This is a genomic window from Pseudomonas sp. SWRI77 (assembly GCF_014269105.1).
GTDB classification, from domain to species: Bacteria; Pseudomonadota; Gammaproteobacteria; order Pseudomonadales; family Pseudomonadaceae; genus Aquipseudomonas; species Aquipseudomonas capeferrum.
In genome coordinates this window covers 17,099-35,126 of the sequence record NZ_JABWRV010000024.1, presented here as the reverse complement: position 1 = coordinate 35,126, position 18,028 = coordinate 17,099, and the positions used below count along the sequence as shown (strand labels likewise).

The window sequence follows — 18,028 nt, the reverse complement described above, 5'->3', positions numbered from 1 at the left end:
AAGCCTGCATACCGGTCCCACGGGCCGTTTCTGAAAGGACTCACTGCCATAACAAAAAAGTACATGGAGTAGCGTCGATGAAATCTGCAAACCTGTTCTGGCGCCGGGCCAAGTTGCCCCTGGCCGTCAGCCTTGCTTCCACGCTCGCAAGTCCTGCTTTCGCTGTCAGTTTCAACATTGGTGAAATCGAAGGCCAGTTCGACTCGTCGCTCTCCATCGGCGCCAGTTGGTCGACGGCCAACCCCAACAAGAACCTGATCGGGGTGAACAACGGCGGCAAAGGCCTGTCGCAGACCTCCGACGATGGCCACCTGAACTTCAAGAAGGGCGAAACGTTCTCCAAGATCTTCAAGGGCATCCATGACCTCGAACTCAAGTACGGTGACACCGGCGTGTTCGTGCGTGGCAAGTACTGGTACGACTTCGAGCTGAAGGACGAAAGCCGCGAGTTCAAGGACATCAGCGACTCCAACCGCAAGGAAGGCGCCAAGTCTTCCGGTGCCGAACTGCTCGATGCGTTCGTCTATCACAACTATTCGATTGGCGACATGCCAGGCTCGGTGCGCCTGGGCAAGCAGGTTGTCAGTTGGGGTGAGAGTACCTTCATCGGCGGCGGCATCAACTCGATCAACCCGATCGACGTGTCCGCGTTCCGCCGCCCGGGGGCCGAGATCAAGGAAGGCCTGATCCCTGTCAACATGTTCTACATTTCCCAGAGCTTGACCGATAACCTGTCGGCCGAGGCCTTCTATCAGATCGAATGGGACCAGACCGTCGTCGACAACTGCGGCACGTTCTTCTCCCAGCCAGACATCATCGCCGACGGCTGTACCGACAACCTGCGCGTGCTCAACAGCAGCCGCACGGTGCCGGGCGCAGCCCAGCAGTTCCTCGCCACTCAGGGCGTGAACATCAACGAAGAAGGGGTGATGGTGCGCCGCGGCGCCGACCGTGATGCCCGTGACAGCGGCCAGTTCGGCGTGGCTCTGCGCTACATGTTCGACCCGCTGGACACCGAGTTCGGTGCCTACTTCATGAACTACCACAGCCGCGCGCCGATCTTCAGTGCCACTGGCGCCCCACCGTCGGTGTTCGCCGGCCTGAGCGCGCTGCCTGCACAGTTGCGAGCGCTGGCACCGCTGATTGTGGCCGGTAACTCCGAGTACTTCGTCGAGTACCCCGAGGACATCCGCCTGTACGGCCTGAGCTTCTCCACTACGCTGCCTACGGGTACGGCGTGGAGTGGTGAAGTCAGCTATCGCCCCAATGCCCCCGTGCAACTGAATACCACCGACATCCTATTCTCGGGCGTGCGTCCGATTGGTGGCGCACTGACCAACGCTTCGCTGCTCTCCGGTACCCCCGGCCAAGACCTGCACGGCTACCGTCGCAAGGAAATCACCCAGTTCCAGACTACGCTGACGCACTTCTTCGACCAAGTAATGGGCGCCAGCCGCATGACTGTGGTGGGCGAAGTTGGGGTTACCCACGTTGGCGGCCTGGAAAACGCACGCGAGACCCGCTACGGCCGTGACCCGGTCTTCGGGCCTGGCCCGCTGCCTGCTACCGGCGGTGCGGACACCTGCCAGGCGCTCAATGGCAGCACCATCGCTGGCGCAGGTGCTGGGGCATCCACCACCAACCTGAATCGCAAATGCGAGAACGACGGCTACACCACCAGCACCTCCTGGGGTTACCGCGCCCGGGTCATCTGGGACTACAACGACGTCTTCGCCGGGGTTAACCTCAAGCCCAGCGTGGCCTGGTCGCATGACGTTTCCGGCTACTCGCCTGGCCCTGGTGCCAACTTCGAGGAAGGCCGCAAGGCCGTCAGCCTGGGCCTGGACGCCGAGTACCAGAACACCTATACGGCGAGCCTGTCGTACACCAACTTCTTCGACGGCAAGTACAGCACCGTGGATGACCGCGACTTCGTCGCCCTCAGCTTCGGCGTGAACTTCTAAGAATACTGATTCAGGACGACACAACATGAACAAGACCAGAAGTGTGCTGCAAGCCGGTGTACTGGGCCTGTCCCTGCTGGCGACCAGCGTCATGGCTGCGGTATCCGCCGACGAGGCGGCCAAGTTGGGCAGTACCCTGACCCCGATGGGCGCCGAAAAGGCCGGCAACGCCGATGGCTCGATCGGCCCGTGGGAGCCGCTGTCGAAGACGGCGGGTAGCGTCGACGGCAAGGGCTTCCTGGCCGACCCGTATGGCAGTGAAAAGCCGTTGTTCACCATCACTGCGCAGAACGCCGATCAGTACAAGGACAAGCTTTCTCCGGGCCAGCTGGCCATGTTCAAACGCTACCCGGACAGCTTCAGGATCCCGGTATTCAAGACCCATCGCGGCTCCACGGTACCTGCCGACGTGTTCGCCGCCATCAAGAAAAACGCCACCCAGACCACGCTGGTGGAAGGCGGCAACGGCTTGAACAACTTCGACACGGCGGTGCCGTTCCCGATCCCGAAAAGCGGCCTGGAAGTGATCTGGAACCACATTACCCGCTACCGTGGGGGCAGTGTCAGTCGTCTGGTGATCCAGGCCACGCCGCAGCAGAACGGCTCGTTCGTCGCTGTGAACTTCTCGGACCAGTTCGTCTTCCGCGACAAGATGAAGGATTACGACCCGAACAACCCGGGTAACATCCTCTTCTACTTCAAGCAGGAAGTGACCGCGCCCGCACGCCTGGCCGGTACCGTGCTGCTGGTGCACGAAACCCTCGACCAGGTGAAAGAACCGCGCAATGCCTGGATCTACAACGCCGGCCAGCGTCGCGTACGCAAGGCACCGCAAGTGTCGTACGACGGCCCGGGTACTGCTGCCGACGGCCTGCGTACCTCGGACAACCTGGACATGTTCAACGGTGCGCCAGACCGCTACGACTGGAAGCTGGAAGGCAAGAAGGAACTGTACATCGCCTCCAACGCCTTCAAGCTGGATGACCCCAAGCTGAAGTACGTCGACATCATCAAGGCCGGGCACATCAACCAGGACCTGTCCCGTTACGAGCTGCGCCGCGTCTGGCACGTGGTTGCAACGCTCAAACCGAGTCAGCGGCACGTCTACGCCAAGCGTGACTTCTACATCGATGAGGACACCTGGCAGGCTGCAGTGATCGATCAGTACGACGGTCGTGGCCAGCTGTGGCGCGTTTCCGAAGCCCATTCACAGCCGTATTACAACAAAGAAGTACCTTGGTACACCCTGGAAACCATTTACGACCTGCAGTCGGGTCGTTACCTGGCGCTGGGCATGAAGAACGAAGAGAAGCGCGCTTACGACTTTGGCTTCAGTGCCAGCAAAGCCGACTTCCAGCCAGCGGCCCTGCGTCAGTCGGGTATTCGTTGAGCTGATAACCTGCAACTCCGTGTGATCCCCAGAACGCCCCGGCTTGCCGGGGCGTTTCTGTTCAGCCACTGCGCAATTCGCGGCCACCTGCAGGGCCGCGATAAGGCCGGTGAATGTTCCGCCAAAGCCCCGGCCTAGTGCTCGTCCATCAGGGTTGTTGCTTTTTGTCGTAGTCTTTTACAGCGCAATTGCGCCCATCATCTTCAAATGCGCTGCGTTACCCGCTAGTCTCGCAAGCATCCGTATCGCCGTTGTCTTCCCATCAGAATGAGCCGGCCATGACAGATCTGTCCCGTACGCATGGATTCGCCAGCCAGGCCCTCGGCCTGCTGGGCGGGCGTTTCTTTCGGCCACCGCTGCCGGACGGCCACGTGCCGCGTGCACGTCTGTGCCAGCGCCTGCAGGCAGGCCTGAACGGGCGGTTGCTGCTGGTCAACGCGCCGGCGGGCTTTGGTAAAAGCTCGTTGGCCATCGAGTTCTGCGAAGCACTGCCCGAGCACTGGCGAAGCCTCTGGCTTGGCCTGAGCCAGCGCGATGCCGACCCCGGGCGTTTTCTTGAGCGGCTGCTCGAAGGCCTGCAGCAGTACTGCCCCGCCTTGGGTGGCCAGGCCATGGGCCTGCTGAAAATGCGCCAGCGTCACCAGCCATTCGCCTTCGAGGAGTGGCTCGACGGCCTGCTCGACGAGCTGGCGCAGTACCTGCAAGCCGATACGCCCCTGCTACTGGTGCTGGATGACTATCACCTGGCGCAAGGGCCGGTACTCGACAGTTGCCTGCAGTTTTTCCTCAATCACTTGCCCAATGGCCTGGTGCTGTTGATCACCAGCCGCCAGCGCCCGGATTGGCACCTGGCGCGCTTGCGTCTGTCCCGGCAACTGGTCGAACTCAACGAGCAGGAGCTGCGCCTGACGCCTGACGAGTCGTTGGCGGTAATCGGCCGCCAACCCACCGGCCTGCGTGGCCAGGCACTGGACAACCTGATCCAGCGCAGTGACGGCTGGGTGGCCGGGCTACGCTTCTGGCAGCTTGCGGCCAGCGAATCAGGCGATGAGCATGCCTTGCCCCACGCCTTGCATGGCGGCGAAGGGCTGATACGCGATTACTTGCTGGAAGAAGTCATCGAGATCCTGCCGGCGGACGTACAGGCCTTTCTCTACGAAACGGCGTGCCAGGAGCGCTTCTGTGCGCCGCTCTGCGATGCCCTGCGTGGCCGCGAGGACAGTACCGCGATCCTGCGCTTCCTGCAGGCTCACCAGGTGTTTCTGGTGCCGCTGGACGAGCACGGTCACTGGTTTCGTTACCACCACCTGTTCTCTGACCTGCTGCGTAGCCGCCAGGCCAGCGAACCGCTGGCGGGCCTGCACTTGCGTGCCTGTCGTTGGTTCGAGGGGCAAGGCTTGCTGGACGAGGCGGTTGAACAGGCGCTGCGTGCCGGCCACCTCGATGTGGCTGCCGACCTGGTGCAGAGCCTTTCCGAGGAGCAGCTGCTGGCCGAGCAGAACGTCGGCATGCTGCTGCGCTGGAAGATGGACCTCCCAGAAAGCTTGCTGATCAGCACGCCGCGGCTGATCGTGCTGTATAGCTGGGCGTTGGGGTTGGCTTGCCAGCTGGATGCGGCCGAAGAACTGGCCGGTTACCTCAGCCGTTTTCTGCCTGCACCGTCGGCGACCGCGCAGAAGTCGATGCTGGCCCAGTGGCTGGCGCTGAGCGGCGTCATCGCGCGCGGTCGGGGTGATCGCGAGCGCACCTTGGCTTATTGCGGTGAAGCGCTGCAAAGCCTGCCGTGCAAGCGTTATGGCCAGCGCCTGGTGTGCCTGTCGACACTGTCCAACCTGGCCATTGCCGATGCCGACTTCTGGCATGCGCGGGGCTGGAACCGCGAAGCTCTGGAGCTGGCCCAGCGTGTCGGCAACCCGCTGTTCGAGGCCCTGGCGCACTATGATCGGGCGCGGGTGCTGCATGCCCGTGGTGAAGTGTTGCGGGCCCTGGACGAAGTGCGCCAAGGCTTGCAGCGCCTGCAGGGGCTGTCGGGGCAGCGCTTGTATGCGGTGCGGGCGCGGCTGACCCTGTACGAGGGCTACCTGCTGGTTTCGCGCCTGCAAGCCGCCCAAGGCCGTGCGCGCCTGCGTGCGGGGCTGGGTGAAGCGCGGGCCTGCCGGGACATCAGCGTGCTGATCGGCCACTGTGTCATTGCGACGCTCGATGGCCGCGAGGGCCACTTCGCCGAAGCGTTCGCCGAGCTGGCCGAGGCGGAGCGGCTGATGCACATCTGGGATGTTCCGCCGATCTACTACCTGGCCATGATTACCCTGGTCAAATGCGAGCTGTGGCTGGCGCAAGGGCGTACCGACCTTGCCGAGTCGTGGTTGCTGCGGCTGGGGCAGACCTACGGCGGCGAGCAGCCCGCAGCGGCCCCGGAGTTTCACCCGTTGCTGCCACTGCATATCGAACTGCAGCAGGCGTTGCTGGCGCGTATCCAGCTGCGCACAGATGAATCTATTCAGCGCCTGTCGGGGCTGGTCGAACGGGGTTTGGCCAGTGGCGGCATGCTGCTGGCCGTCAGTGCACTGTGCCAGTGGCTTGCCCTGCTGCTAGGGGAGGGCCGTGAAGCGCAAGCTGCCGGGCTGCTGCCCAAGGCGCTCGAAGCCGCGCAGGGCGGCGTGCTGCACCCCTTCCAAACGTTGCTCGAAAAACACCCACAGTGGCTGCACGAGCAGCTTGCAGCGCACCCCGGTTGCGCGGTGCAGGCCGAACTGCTCAAGCGCCTGCCGCCATTACCTGTGGTCAGCAGCGGCAGCGGCGAGGCGTTGAGTGGTCGGGAGCGGGCTGTGCTTGAACTGATCGCGCAGGGGTGTTCCAACCAGCAGATCAGCGAGCGGCTGTTTATCTCGCTGCATACCGTCAAGACCCATGCCAGCCACATCAACAGCAAGCTGGGCGTCGAGCGCCGGACGCAAGCGGTGGCCAAGGCCAAATCGCTGGGCTTACTGGCCTGAGGTAGCCCTCGCGGGGTTTGCTCGCTAAAGTAATGGCTTGAGGCCACTGCGCGCAATTGTTTAGCGCGCTGCATGCTCAACCCTCATCTTTCCCGACCGGTTGCCGATACAGCATTCGGTGGTATGCATCGCCTTGCGCGATTTTTCAATCATCCCAATACAGGTCGTGTTGATGCTGCAGTACGGGCAAAAGAGCTTTCTGATCGTCGACGACTTCACCGACTTTCGTACGTCGACACGTTCCATGTTGCGCGAGCTGGGTGTGCGCGACGTGGACACTGCCGACAGCGGCGAGCAGGCCCTGCGCATGTGCGCGCAGAAACGTTATGACTTCATCCTGCAGGACTTCCACCTGGGCGACGGCAAGAAGAACGGCCAGCAGGTGCTCGAAGACCTGATCCTCGACAAGCACATCAGCCATGAGTGCGTGTTCATCATGGTGACGGCCGAGAGCAGCCAGGCCATCGTCCTCAGTGCCATCGAGCATGAGCCCGATGCCTACCTGACCAAGCCGTTCAACCGGGTAGGCCTGGCCCAGCGCGTCGAGAAGCTGTTCCAGCGCAAGACCTTGCTCAAGCCGATCCTCCAGGCCCTGGACCGCGGTCGCCCGGCCGAAGTCCTGGCGGCCTGCGCCGAGCTGTGCAAGAAGGACCCGCGCTTCGCCCCTTTGTGCCTGCGCTACCGGGCCGATGCCCTGCGCAACCTCAATCGCTTTGACGAGCTGGAAAAGTTCCTCAAGGCCATTCTCGCCAGCCGCCCGCAGCCGTGGGTGTACTCGGCGCTGGGCAGCCTGATGCACAAGCGTGGCCAGAATGCCCAGGCTCAGGGCGTGTACGAGCAGGCACTGAAGGCCTTCCCGATCATGCCGGGCCTGTACGACGGCATGGCCGAAGTGCTGGTGGCGCAGGGCGAGAACAAGCGCGCGCAGAACATGCTGGAAGAAGCAGTGCGGCTGTCGCCGCTGTCGGTACGTCGGCAGGCCACGCTGGGCAAGCTGGCGCTGGGCAACGAGGACTTTGAAACCTCCTCGAAGGCGTTCCGCCATGCAGTGAACCAGGGGCAGAGTTCGCGCTACAAGGATGCCGAGAACAACCTTGGCCTGGTGCAGGCCTTGATGAGCAAGAACGCAGGCTTTGGCCTGGACGCCCGGACCCGCGTCGAGATCAACACCGTGCTCAGTGAAGTGGCCAAGGAAAACCCCGAGGATCAAGGCTTGCAGGTGCGCGCCCGGATGATGAAAGCCGCGAGCCTGCAGCAGGCCGGTGACGCCGAGACGGCCGCCAAGCTCACCGAGCAGGCCATGCAGCGTCTGGACAAGATGGAACAGTTCTTCTCGGTCGATGCTGCGCTGACAGTGGCTGCCCAACTGCAGGCGTCAGGGCAGGAAGCGGCCGCGATTGGGGTGCTCAAAAGCTGTGTGGAAAGCTATGGCGATGACCCCAAGGTCATGCAGAAGGTAGCCAAGCTGACGGATGATCCGGCCGTACTCAATGCGATCACCGAAGCCGTAACCCTCAACCGCCAGGGAGTGCGTAGTTACCAGGGAGGTCAGCTCGACGAAGCGCTGCAGTTGTTCCGCAAGGCCTTGGCCTTGCAACCGAAGAACATCAGCATCGCCCTCAACACCGCCCAGGCGCTGCTGCGCATCGGGGGGGATGACCCACAGCCTGCGATCATGCAGGAATGCCGCAACGCCTTGACCAGCGTTGCCGGCATCCCGGCCAGCGACAACCGCTATGACCGCTATGGCAAACTGCACATCCGAGTGTTCGGCGCATGAATCAAGACAATCAGGGGCTGGATTTTTCCACGGTGATCGCCTCCACCGTGCACGACCTCAAAAACTCCCTGTCAGCGCTGATCCAGTCCCATGACCAGTGGCTGGCGCGCTTGCCCGAAGAGTTGCGCACTGGCACCGAGCAAGGGGTGATGGAGCACGAGTTCCGCCACCTCAACGGTATGCTGGTGCAGCTGTTGGGGCTGTACAAACTGGGTGTCAACCAGCTGCCGGTCTGCCCGGACTACCACGAGCTGGACGACTTCATCGAAGCCCAGTTGGCTGCCCATCAGGAAGTACTCAAGCACAACGACATCCTCGCCACCTGGCGTATCGACACCGACAACCCGTTGGGCTTTTTCGACCGCGAACTGGTGGCGTCGGTGATCGCCAACGTGATCACCAACGCCACCCGTTTTGCCGGGCATGCCTTGTTGATCAGCATCGAGGAAGAGGCCAACCAACTGGTGATCTGCGTCAACGATGACGGCCCGGGTTATCCACAGCGCATGCTCGAACGCCAGGAAGAGTTCATTCAGGGGATCGATTCACACAGTGGCAGTACTGGCCTGGGCCTGTACTTCGCTGCGCGGATCGCGGCGCTGCATGAGAGCGATGGGGTGAAGGGGCGCATCGAGATTTCCAATGGCGGGGCGCTTGGGGGCGGGTTGTTCAGGTTGTTTTTGCCTTGAGGTGAAAGGCTGAAAAAGTGCCTCTATTGTCATAAAGCGTAACCTTTCCGGTCGACTTGGAGGAAAGGTTTCCCGATGTACTGTGGGAAGGATCCGAAGACAGCTAAGAGGGATTTTTAGCCCTTTTTCATTAGGGTTCGAGCTGGTAGATATCCGATTCCAAATGACTGCCAGTGAATGAATCATGAGCAACCCTGTTCAGCAATCCAAGCTCCACTCATGGACTCTGCCTGATCTTCCAGACCGGCTTGAAGGTGAGGGGCGGGCAGTGAGCAATATGAATAGCGTCAAGATGGGTCCGTACGACCTGGCTTCGCTCATCAGTCAATGTGACTTGAATTCGCCGCAATCGGCAGAACTACTGATTTGGGAGCGAATGGGATCAGTCGGGCTTGAGTTCTGAATGGTTATGGAGTCCATTCGGTGGAAGGGACTTCCATGAGGCAGCGAAATATTAATCTTCGTTACCAAGTCTTTCGATCCCAGGCCAGAGCCCTTGTCAATGAGTTCTTGCACCGTCAACCAGAGTTTTTGAGCAACTCTATCGCGACTACCCGTGTCCGAATGGAGCCCATAACGTATGAAGCCATTACTGCTTCCCTTGAGTGGTCAGAGGGTGTCGCCCTGTTCCCTTGGGAGGAGGTTTCTGCCTGGAAAGATAAAGACACGAAGGGTTTCGATCTTTCTATCTGGTACGGTACTGAGCTCTGCGGTCTCTGTTATGCAAGCCCCCGAAGAAGCCGCCTGTGCATAAAGGTCATATTGTTGGAGAGCAACCCTTGTAGGTCTCATCCGCTGAAGGGGCAGGTCGCCTCTCTGGCACTGTTGGCCGTTGATTATTACGCCCGAATGTTGGGTTGTCGGGAGATCGAGGTGCAAGACCCTCTCGCTGGGGCAAGGCCACTATATGAAGCGCTTGGATTCACAAACACGTCTGATGGTCGGCTTGTGATCCAGATAGATCCCTAATAGTATCCGTGCTATGCCCGATCAGGCTTTGGAGGTAATCATGCGATCCGCAAAGAGGCAGGAAAAGCTATTGGTGGCGAAATTTGAGGCTGAGGCTAGACGCCTCGCAGGTCGAATTTCCGAAAACCAAATGCGTTTCCTACAAGTCGCTAAAGGGAAGGGGGCAGAGCTTGAGCCGGTTGGCCCTCTCGCAGGCGCTTCATCCTGAAGATCAAAATGCCATCACCAAGCCGCACCAGCTCCTGTACCTGACTGTCTCAGGTCTTCTGTGTAAAAACCGGCCAAAGTGCCGGTTTTTCGTTTTCCGAAGGTGAGTTTTCGCATTCCGATTTTCAGCGGATTGATGATGCTTCGGTGGTTTTCTCATTCCAGGAACTGCGTAGATCCCCCTGTTTTACTACCGAGACGTTGAATGAACCACGCTCCCCCCACCCTCATCCGCGAAACCTTCCCCGTAGGCCCCCTGCAGTGCAATTGCACCCTGATCGGCGACCCGCTGAGCAAAAAGGCCATCGTCGTCGACCCAGGCGGTGACCCGGAGAAGATCCTCGCCCGCCTGCAAGCCCATGGCCTGACCTTGGTAAGCATCATCCACACCCACGCGCATTTCGATCACTTCCTCGCCTCGGGCAAGTTGAAGGAACTGACTGGCGCGACATTGCACCTGCACAAAGACGACCAGTCGCTGTGGGACAACCTGGAGATGCAGTGCCAGGTGTTCGGCGTACCTTACACCCCGGTGCCTGCCCCAGACCGCTGGCTGAGCGATGACGAGGAACTGGCCTGTGGTTGTGGCGTGGCCTTGCATACCCCGGGGCACACGCCCGGCTCGATGAGCTTCTGGTTCGCCGATGCCAAGCTGTTGATTGCCGGCGATACCCTGTTCCGTCGCGGTATTGGCCGCACCGATTTGTGGGGCGGTGATCAGCGGGCTATCGTTCGTTCGATCAAGGAGCGGTTGTACCGGCTGGATGAAACGGCCATCGTGGTCACAGGCCACGGGCCAGACACCCGCCTGGGTGACGAGATGCGCGAGAACCCGTTCGTGCGGGCATGAACCTGCGTGAAAACGTGTTCATGGAATTTTCTTGCCGCTTGGCAATCCAAGGCTGGCATAGATCCATTCGCGGTCTGCCGCATTTATGAATTTCAGTAGGAGCTTGTCCATGTTCACCATGCGTCGTCTGATTATCGTCGCAACCGCTGCAGCCCTGATGACTGGCTGCGCAAGCCAGAACCCGTACGACAACCAGGGTCAGGCGCAGGGCTCCACGGGGATGAGCAAGACCGCCAAGTACGGCGGCTTGGGTGCGTTGGCCGGCGCTGTCGCCGGTGCCGCCATCGACCACAACAACCGGGGTAAAGGTGCGCTGATCGGCGCCGCCGCAGTGGGTGCCGCAGCAGCCGGTTACGGCTACTACGCCGACAAGCAGGAAGCCGCACTGCGCGCACAAATGGCCAATACCGGCGTCGAGGTGCAGCGCCAGGGCGACCAGATCAAGCTGATCATGCCAGGCAACATCACCTTCGCCACCGACTCGGCCAACATCGCGCCAAGCTTCTACTCGCCGCTGAACAACTTGGCTGGCTCGTTCAAGCAGTTCAACCAGAACACCATCGAAGTGGTCGGCTTCACCGACAGCACCGGCAGCCGTCAGCACAACATGGACCTGTCCCAGCGCCGCGCGCAGGCGGTCAGCACCTACCTGACGTCGCAGGGTGTGGATGCTTCGCGCATTTCGGTACGTGGCATGGGCCCGGACCAGCCGATCGCCAGCAACGCCGACGCCAACGGCCGGGCACAGAACCGTCGCGTGGAGGTCAACCTGAAGCCGATCCCAGGTCAGCAGTATGACCAGCAAGGGCAGGTTCAGCAGTATCCGTAAGTCATGAGGGTCGCCTTGGGGCTGCCAAGCAGCCCCAAGGCTTCAGCGCACGACGCTGGCCTGAATCGCCGTCAGGGCGATGGTATGCACGATATCGTCCACCTGAGCCCCGCGCGGCAAATCGTTCACCGGCTTGCGCAACCCCTGCAGCATCGGCCCCAGGCTGACCCCATCGGCACTGCGCTGCACCGCTTTGTGCGTGGTGTTGCCGGTATTGAGGTCGGGGAAGACGAACACCGTGGCTCGCCCGGCAACCGGGCTGTTCGGTGCCAGTTCCCGGGCGATGGCCGGGTTGGCCGCAGCGTCATACTGCAACGGCCCATCGATCAGCAGATCATGCTCCGCGCTTTGTGCCAGGCGTGTTGCTTCACGCACCTTCTCGACTTCTTCATCGCTCGCCGAATCACTTGAATAACTGATCATCGCCACACGCGGCGCGATGCCGAAGGCCTGTGCCGATTCGGCGCTCTGCCGGGCAATTTCTGCAAGTTCTGCGGCACTGGGGTGCGGGTTCATCACGCAGTCGCCGTACACCAGCACCTGCTCGGGGAACAGCATGAAGAACACCGAAGACACCAGGCTGGCACCTGGCGCCGTCTTGATCAGCTGCAGGGCCGGGCGGATGGTGTTGGCGGTGGAGTGCACCAGGCCCGAGACCAGGCCGTCGACCTCATCCAGGGCCAGCATCATGGTGGCGATCACCACCGGGTCTTCCAGCTGCTGCTCGGCCATGGGCGCATTGAGGTTCTTGCTTTTGCGCAGCTCGACCATCGGTTCGACATAGCGCCCGCGAATCAGCTCCGGGTCGAGTATTTCCAGGTCTGGCGGCAGGGTAATGCCCTGGGCGCGGGCAACGGCTTCGACGGCCTCGGGCTTGGCCAGCAGTACGCAACGCGCGATGCCACGGGCCTGGCAGATCGCCGCCGCCTGCACCAACAGCGGCTCGGCGCCCTCGGGCAGGACGATGCGCTTGTTGGCCTGTTGTGCGCGTTGAATCAACTGATAGCGGAACACCGCAGGCGACAGACGCAGCTCACGTGGTGTGCCACAGCGCTGATGCAGCCAGGCCGCGTCGAGGTGGCTGGCGACGAAATCGGTGATGAACTCGGCACGCTCGCGGTCATCCACGGGGATCTCGCGGTTCAGTGAGTTGAGCTGATTGGCCGTGTCGTACGAACCGGTACTCACCGACAGAATCGGCAGGCCGGCTTGCAGGGCGCCGCGGCACAAGCCAAGGATGCGCGCATCGGGCTTGCTGTCGCTGGTCAGCAGCAGGCCGGCCAGGGGCACGCCATTGATCGCCGCCAGGCTCACGGCCAGAATGATGTCGTCACGGTCACCCGGGGTCACCACCAGGGTGCCAGGTGTGAGCAATGGCACGGTGTTGGCCACGGTGCGTGCGCAGATGATGATCTTGCTCATGCGCCGCTGCTCGTAGTCCCCGGCGTTGAGCACCTGGGCGCCAAGCAGGTCGGCCACATCGCGGGTGCGCGGGGCGTTCAGCTCGGGCTGGTAAGGGATGCAGCCCAGCAGGCGGAAGTCGTTGCCGCGCAGCAACGGCGAGTGCTCGCGCAGGCGCGTGGCGAAGTCCGCCATGCTTTCTTCGGTGCGCACCTTGTTGAGGACCACCCCGAGCACTTTCGGGTCGCGTGGGCCGCCGAACAGCTGGGCCTGCAGCTCGACCCGGCCGGACAACTCGCTGAGGACCTCGTTTTCCGGCGCCGACACCAGAATCACCTCGGCATCCAGGCTCTTGGCCAGGTGCAGGTTGACCCGCGCCGCGTAGCTGGCGTGGCGGGTCGGCACCATGCCCTCGACCACTACCACGTCATTGCCCACGCAGGCTTGCTGGTACAGGCGGATGATTTCTTCGAGCAGTTCGTCAAGTTGGCCATCGCCGAGCATGCGCTCGACGTGCGCCAGGCTCAACGGCTTGGGCGGCTTGATGCCGTGGGTCCGTGCGATCAGTTCGGTGGAGCGCTCGGGGCCGGTATCGCCGGGGTGCGGCTGGGCGATGGGCTTGAAAAAACCGACCTTCAGGCCTGCGCGTTCAAGGGTGCGAACCAGGCCCAGGCTGATTGAAGTCAGGCCGACACCAAAGTCGGTCGGCGCAATGAAAAATGTTTGCATGCGTGCTTCTCGAAATAAAGCGGTGCAAGGAATCAACGGCCAAGGGTAGCGCTATCGGCCGCCTGTGCACACCAGCCACAGGCGAAAGCCTGGCCGATGCGCTGCTGGCGCTGAGCGGCATCGAGCACCCACGGGCGTGCTTGCCAGGGCGGTTGGTGGCGAAGGTGCTGGGTGTGGCCGCACGACAGCTCGACCACCCAGTGGCCTTCTTCGTCCTGATGGAAGCCAGTGATCCGACTGATGGGCTGTTCCTCGGCCGAGGCGCGTTCGCAATCGGGCGATGGCTTGGTTACACTTGTCCGCTCTACATACTTTTGCAAAAGGTCTTGCCCCATGCTGATCGCCGCCAACAAGGCTGTCTCCATCGACTATACCCTGACCAACGACGCCGGGGAGACCATCGACAGCTCCGCCGGTGGCGCGCCGCTGGTTTACCTGCACGGTGCCGGCAACATCATCCCGGGCCTGGAAAAAGCCCTGGAAGGCAAACAGGCCGGTGACGAGCTGAATGTCTCCATCGAGCCGGAAGACGCGTACGGTGAATACCTGGCCGAGCTGGTCAGCACCCTGAACCGCAGCCTGTTCGAAGGCGTCGACGAGCTGGAAGTCGGCATGCAGTTCCACGCCTCGGCGCCGGATGGCCAGATGCAGATCGTCACCATTCGCGACCTCGACGGCGACGACGTTACCGTTGACGGCAACCACCCGCTGGCCGGCCAGCGCCTGACCTTCCAGGTCAAGGTTGTCGACGTGCGTGACGCCAGCGAAGAAGAAATCGCTCACCGTCACATCCACGGTGAAGGTGGCCATCACCACTGATTTTCTGCGCTAAGCTCAGAGAGTCGCCAGGCGCTCGGGCAAGCCATTTGCCTTCCCAACGGGAGGTGGACGGCTTGGACGAGCGCTTTTTTATTGGGCGGATTTCGCCCACGCGGCCATCGGGAACCTGAGAGGGGATTACATCATGAGTGCATTTCACGACCTGAAGTTGGAGGCACTGAACGGCGGGGATCTGCCCCTCGCACCGTTCAAGGGCCAAGTGGTGCTGGTGGTCAACGTTGCCTCCAAGTGTGGCCTGACGCCGCAATACGCTTCGCTGGAAAAGCTGCAACAGCAGTTCAAGGGCAAGGGTTTCAGCGTGCTGGGGCTGCCCTGCAACCAGTTTGCCGGCCAGGAGCCTGGCAGCGAGAAGGAAATCCAGGAATTCTGCAGCCTCAACTACGGTGTCAGCTTCCCCTTGGGCGCCAAGCTGGAGGTCAATGGGCCACAACGCCACTCGCTGTATCGCCTGCTGGCAGGGGAGGGGGCTGAATTCCCCGGTGACATCAGCTGGAACTTCGAAAAGTTTCTGGTAGGCAAGGACGGCCGCGTGCTGGCGCGCTTCTCGCCGCGCACTGCGCCGGATGACCCTGCCGTGGTTCAGGCCATCGAGAAGGCCCTGGGCTAAGGTTTTTCCTCAGCCGCGCGGGGCTGTCGAACCTGGCTTGATCGCCAGCGCAGTGCCCGGGGCCTGTTGCGCCGCGCCTGCGCGTTGTTTGCAGGCACCATACAGATAGGCCTCGAACTGCTCGACAATCGCCGGCCAGCCTTGGCGGCTGGCATGTTGACGGGCATTCAGGCGTACTCGGCGCAGGGTTTCTTCCTCTTCCAGCAACCAGCAGGCGGCATCGATAAAGGCCGCCTGGTCCCCGGGCATGGCCAGCGCGCCGCTGTGCCCATGACGAAGATGTTGCGCGGCCGCCGCCTCATCGTAGGCCACCACCGCCAGCCCCGAAGCCATGCCTTCGAGTACCACGTTGCCAAAGGTTTCGGTCAGGCTTGGGAACAGGAACAGGTCACCGCTGGCATAGTGCTCGGCCAGTGCCTCACCGCGCTGGGCGCCACAGAACACGGCATCAGCCACTTGTTGTTCAAGGGCGGCGCGCTGTGGGCCGTCGCCGACCACGATCAGGCGCAGGCGCTTCTGTGGATAAGTCTGCTTCAGCGCGTCCAGGCACGGGCGCAGCAGCCCCAGGTTCTTTTCTGCCGCCAAGCGCCCGACATGCAGCACGGCGATATCGTCCGGGCCAAGCCCCCAGCTTTCACGCAGCACCTGGCTGCGCCGGGCCGGGTTGAACAGGCAGGCATCGACGCCGCGGGCCAGCAGTTCCAGGCGCTCGAAGCCACGGCGTTCAAGCTCCAGACGCTGGCTGACGCTGGGCACCAGGGTGATGGCCGTACGGCGATGGAACCAGCGCAGGTAGTGGGTGAGCAGGCGTGCCAGCAAACCCAAGCCATATTGGCCGGAGTACTGCGGGAAGTTGGTATGGAAACCGCTGACCACCGGCACCCCCAGGCGCCGTGCCGCGCGCAGCGCACTCAGCCCCAATGGCCCTTCGGTAGCGATGTACAGCACATCCGGGCGTTGTCTGCGCCAGCGCCGCAGCAGCTTGTGCATGGACACTTCGCCCCATTGCAGGCCGGGGTAGCCGGGCAAGCCCCAGCCGCGGCACAGCATCAGTTGCGGGTCGTTGTGCACAGGCGCTTCGCCGGCTTGGCGTGGGCGCACGATCTCGATGTCATGCCCGCGTTGGCGCAACCCTTCGCTGAGGCGGCCAAGGGTATTGGCGACACCGTTGATCTCCGGTGGGAAGGTTTCGCTGACGAGGGTGATACGCAGGGCGGGTGTATTCATGACAAAAAGTGTCCTCCTGCAGCATTGCGCGCATGTGACGGCCTTGTGACGTGCAGGTGACGCCTGATCGCCGGTTGTTTCAACGGTGTGAATATTTGTCTGCAGGGTGCTCAAGAACCTGCCACCACCAGCCGATGAAGATGCATTCGATTACGTGCTGCGCTCCAGGAGAGCGGGAATGTTCAACAACAAGCTCAAGCAAGAAATCCAGCAACTGCGTGAAGACCTGCTGTCGGTCGAACAGGTCAAGAGCAGCCTCGACAGCGAGATGCTGGTGCTCCAGCTCGACCCCCAAGGACGGATCGAGATGGTCAACGGCAACTTCGAGAGCGAGATGCTCTACCGTGCCGACCAACTGCTTGGACGCAAACTCGAAGACATTGTCCCGCCCCATGTGAAGACGCTGGATTTCTATCAGCGCATGAAAAGTGCCATCAGCCGTGGCGAGCACCTCAACGGGGCGTTCCGCCTGCTGCGTGGCAATGGCCAGGAAGCCTGGCTGCGCTCCATCCTGCAGCCGGTCAAGAACAGCGAAGGGCGCCTCAAGTATTTCACCCTGCACTCGAGCGACCTTACCCGCACCATCGAAACCTCACGCGAGCACGAAAGCCTGATCAAGGCATTGATGCGCTCGACCGCCGTGATCGAATTTGGCCTCGATGGCACCATCCTGACTGCCAACGAACGCTTTCTGAGCGCGGTCGGCTACCGTCTCGAGCAGATCTGCGGCAAGCATCACCGCATCTTCTGTGAGCCTGCAGAAGCCAATTCGGCAGGCTATCAGGCGTTCTGGGACAAGCTGCGCCGGGGCGAATACATCGCTGAGCGCTTCAAGCGCATCGATGCCCATGGCCGGGTAGTGTGGCTGGAGGCGTCCTACAACCCGATCTTTGATGCCCATGACGTGCTGTACAAGGTGGTCAAATTTGCCACCGTGATCACCGACCAGGTCAACCAGGAGCAGGCAGTTGCCGAGGCGGCGGACATCGCCTTCAACACCTCGTTGGGCACGGACACCAGCGCGCGCAAGGCCACCGAGGTGGTCACGCAAACCGTAAGCGTCATGCGTGGGCTGGAGGCGTCGATGCAGGAAGCGGCCGAGGGTATCCAGGCGCTGGACACTCAGTCGCGGGTGATCGGCTCAATCATCAAGACCATCAGCGACATTGCCGGGCAGACCAACCTGCTGGCGCTCAACGCCGCCATCGAGGCAGCCCGTGCGGGGGAGCAGGGGCGGGGGTTTGCCGTGGTCGCCGACGAAGTACGCCAGCTGGCCTCGCGTACCAGCACTGCCACCGAAGAGATTGCCCGGGTCGTGCAGCAGAACGAGCAATTGGCCCAGGCTGCGGTGGCGATCATCGACACCAGCAAGCGCCAGGCCGAGCAGGGGCTGGCGCTTGCCGATGAGACCGGCAACGTGATCGTCGAGATTCAGGACGGGGCGAAGCGGGTGGTGGACGTGGTGGGGCAGTTTTCCAGCCGACTGGCTCAGTGATTGTTGTTGTTGTTGTTGTTGTTGTTGTTGTTGTTGTTGTTGTTGTAGGAGCGGC

The 18,028-nt window shown here is 61.9% G+C and carries 13 protein-coding genes; 10 read left to right on the top strand and 3 right to left on the bottom strand.

Annotated features, from left to right (window positions below; translation table 11 throughout):
- Positions 1 to 77 precede the first annotated feature (77 nt).
- From HU766_RS20785 to HU766_RS20755, 7 genes are all read left to right on the top strand, one after another.
- Positions 78 to 1,964, top strand: coding sequence for a DUF1302 domain-containing protein (locus HU766_RS20785; protein ID WP_186660245.1), 1,887 nt, complete (start codon positions 78 to 80; stop codon positions 1,962 to 1,964).
- 25 nt (positions 1,965 to 1,989) lie between these two features.
- On the top strand, positions 1,990 to 3,354 hold the full coding sequence (locus HU766_RS20780) for a DUF1329 domain-containing protein (protein ID WP_186660243.1): 1,365 nt from the start codon (positions 1,990 to 1,992) through the stop codon (positions 3,352 to 3,354).
- A gap of 278 nt (positions 3,355 to 3,632) precedes the next feature.
- Positions 3,633 to 6,350, top strand: a complete 2,718-nt coding sequence (locus HU766_RS20775; RefSeq protein WP_186660240.1) for a LuxR C-terminal-related transcriptional regulator — start codon at positions 3,633 to 3,635, stop codon at positions 6,348 to 6,350.
- A 172-nt stretch (positions 6,351 to 6,522) separates the two neighbouring features.
- Positions 6,523 to 8,130, top strand: a complete 1,608-nt coding sequence (locus tag HU766_RS20770) for a tetratricopeptide repeat-containing response regulator (protein ID WP_033701281.1) — start codon at positions 6,523 to 6,525, stop codon at positions 8,128 to 8,130.
- Positions 8,127 to 8,819 (top strand): HAMP domain-containing sensor histidine kinase, encoded by a 693-nt coding sequence (locus tag HU766_RS20765; protein WP_033701279.1) that lies wholly within the window; start codon positions 8,127 to 8,129, stop codon positions 8,817 to 8,819. Before HU766_RS20770 ends, HU766_RS20765 begins: the two co-directional genes overlap by 4 nt.
- Positions 8,820 to 10,200: 1,381 nt before the next feature.
- Positions 10,201 to 10,845 carry an MBL fold metallo-hydrolase gene (locus HU766_RS20760; RefSeq protein ID WP_186660238.1) on the top strand — a complete coding sequence of 215 codons (645 nt, stop codon included), beginning with the start codon at positions 10,201 to 10,203 and terminating at the stop codon, positions 10,843 to 10,845.
- Between the two features lie 109 nt (positions 10,846 to 10,954).
- Positions 10,955 to 11,674, top strand: coding sequence for an OmpA family protein (locus HU766_RS20755; protein WP_047582740.1), 720 nt, complete (start codon positions 10,955 to 10,957; stop codon positions 11,672 to 11,674).
- Between the two features lie 42 nt (positions 11,675 to 11,716).
- On the opposite strand, the gene pta is transcribed toward HU766_RS20755, so the two are convergent.
- Positions 11,717 to 13,804 (bottom strand): phosphate acetyltransferase, encoded by a 2,088-nt coding sequence (gene pta / locus HU766_RS20750; RefSeq protein ID WP_033701274.1) that lies wholly within the window; start codon positions 13,802 to 13,804, stop codon positions 11,717 to 11,719.
- A gap of 32 nt (positions 13,805 to 13,836) precedes the next feature.
- On the bottom strand, positions 13,837 to 14,139 hold the full coding sequence (locus HU766_RS20745) for a DUF3565 domain-containing protein (protein ID WP_095064021.1): 303 nt from the start codon (positions 14,137 to 14,139) through the stop codon (positions 13,837 to 13,839).
- Here HU766_RS20745 and HU766_RS20740 point away from each other — a divergent pair.
- Both HU766_RS20740 and HU766_RS20735 read left to right on the top strand, forming a co-directional pair.
- A complete protein-coding gene (locus HU766_RS20740; RefSeq protein WP_016501463.1) occupies positions 14,138 to 14,623 on the top strand; it encodes a peptidylprolyl isomerase in 486 nt (161 codons plus the stop codon). The genes HU766_RS20745 and HU766_RS20740 overlap by 2 nt on opposite strands.
- Before the next feature lie 145 nt (positions 14,624 to 14,768).
- A complete protein-coding gene (locus HU766_RS20735) occupies positions 14,769 to 15,251 on the top strand; it encodes a glutathione peroxidase (protein ID WP_186660236.1) in 483 nt (160 codons plus the stop codon).
- Positions 15,252 to 15,260: 9 nt separating this feature from the next.
- Here the strand turns inward: HU766_RS20735 and HU766_RS20730 are convergent, their stop codons facing one another.
- The gene (locus HU766_RS20730) at positions 15,261 to 16,478 is read right to left on the bottom strand and encodes a glycosyltransferase family 1 protein (RefSeq protein ID WP_186660234.1); all 1,218 of its coding nucleotides are present in this window, start codon (positions 16,476 to 16,478) and stop codon (positions 15,261 to 15,263) included.
- A gap of 178 nt (positions 16,479 to 16,656) precedes the next feature.
- Here HU766_RS20730 and HU766_RS20725 point away from each other — a divergent pair, with 178 nt between their 5' ends.
- The gene (locus HU766_RS20725; protein ID WP_186660231.1) at positions 16,657 to 17,973 is read left to right on the top strand and encodes a PAS domain-containing methyl-accepting chemotaxis protein; all 1,317 of its coding nucleotides are present in this window, start codon (positions 16,657 to 16,659) and stop codon (positions 17,971 to 17,973) included.
- Positions 17,974 to 18,028 lie beyond the last annotated feature (55 nt).

Excerpts from the sequence above, each read along its gene's own strand:
- HU766_RS20785 (WP_186660245.1), top strand. The coding sequence starts at position 78 with ATGAAATCTGCAAACCTGTTCTGGCGCCGGGCCAAGTTGCCCCTGGCC.
- HU766_RS20780 (WP_186660243.1), top strand. The coding sequence starts at position 1,990 with ATGAACAAGACCAGAAGTGTGCTGCAAGCCGGTGTACTGGGCCTGTCC.
- HU766_RS20775 (WP_186660240.1), top strand. The coding sequence starts at position 3,633 with ATGACAGATCTGTCCCGTACGCATGGATTCGCCAGCCAGGCCCTCGGC.
- HU766_RS20770 (WP_033701281.1), top strand. The coding sequence starts at position 6,523 with ATGCTGCAGTACGGGCAAAAGAGCTTTCTGATCGTCGACGACTTCACC.
- HU766_RS20765 (WP_033701279.1), top strand. The coding sequence starts at position 8,127 with ATGAATCAAGACAATCAGGGGCTGGATTTTTCCACGGTGATCGCCTCC.
- HU766_RS20760 (WP_186660238.1), top strand. The coding sequence starts at position 10,201 with ATGAACCACGCTCCCCCCACCCTCATCCGCGAAACCTTCCCCGTAGGC.
- HU766_RS20755 (WP_047582740.1), top strand. The coding sequence starts at position 10,955 with ATGTTCACCATGCGTCGTCTGATTATCGTCGCAACCGCTGCAGCCCTG.
- pta (WP_033701274.1), bottom strand. The coding sequence starts at position 13,804 with ATGCAAACATTTTTCATTGCGCCGACCGACTTTGGTGTCGGCCTGACT.
- HU766_RS20740 (WP_016501463.1), top strand. The coding sequence starts at position 14,138 with ATGCTGATCGCCGCCAACAAGGCTGTCTCCATCGACTATACCCTGACC.
- HU766_RS20745 (WP_095064021.1), bottom strand. The coding sequence starts at position 14,139 with ATGGGGCAAGACCTTTTGCAAAAGTATGTAGAGCGGACAAGTGTAACC.
- HU766_RS20735 (WP_186660236.1), top strand. The coding sequence starts at position 14,769 with ATGAGTGCATTTCACGACCTGAAGTTGGAGGCACTGAACGGCGGGGAT.
- HU766_RS20730 (WP_186660234.1), bottom strand. The coding sequence starts at position 16,478 with ATGAATACACCCGCCCTGCGTATCACCCTCGTCAGCGAAACCTTCCCA.
- HU766_RS20725 (WP_186660231.1), top strand. The coding sequence starts at position 16,657 with ATGTTCAACAACAAGCTCAAGCAAGAAATCCAGCAACTGCGTGAAGAC.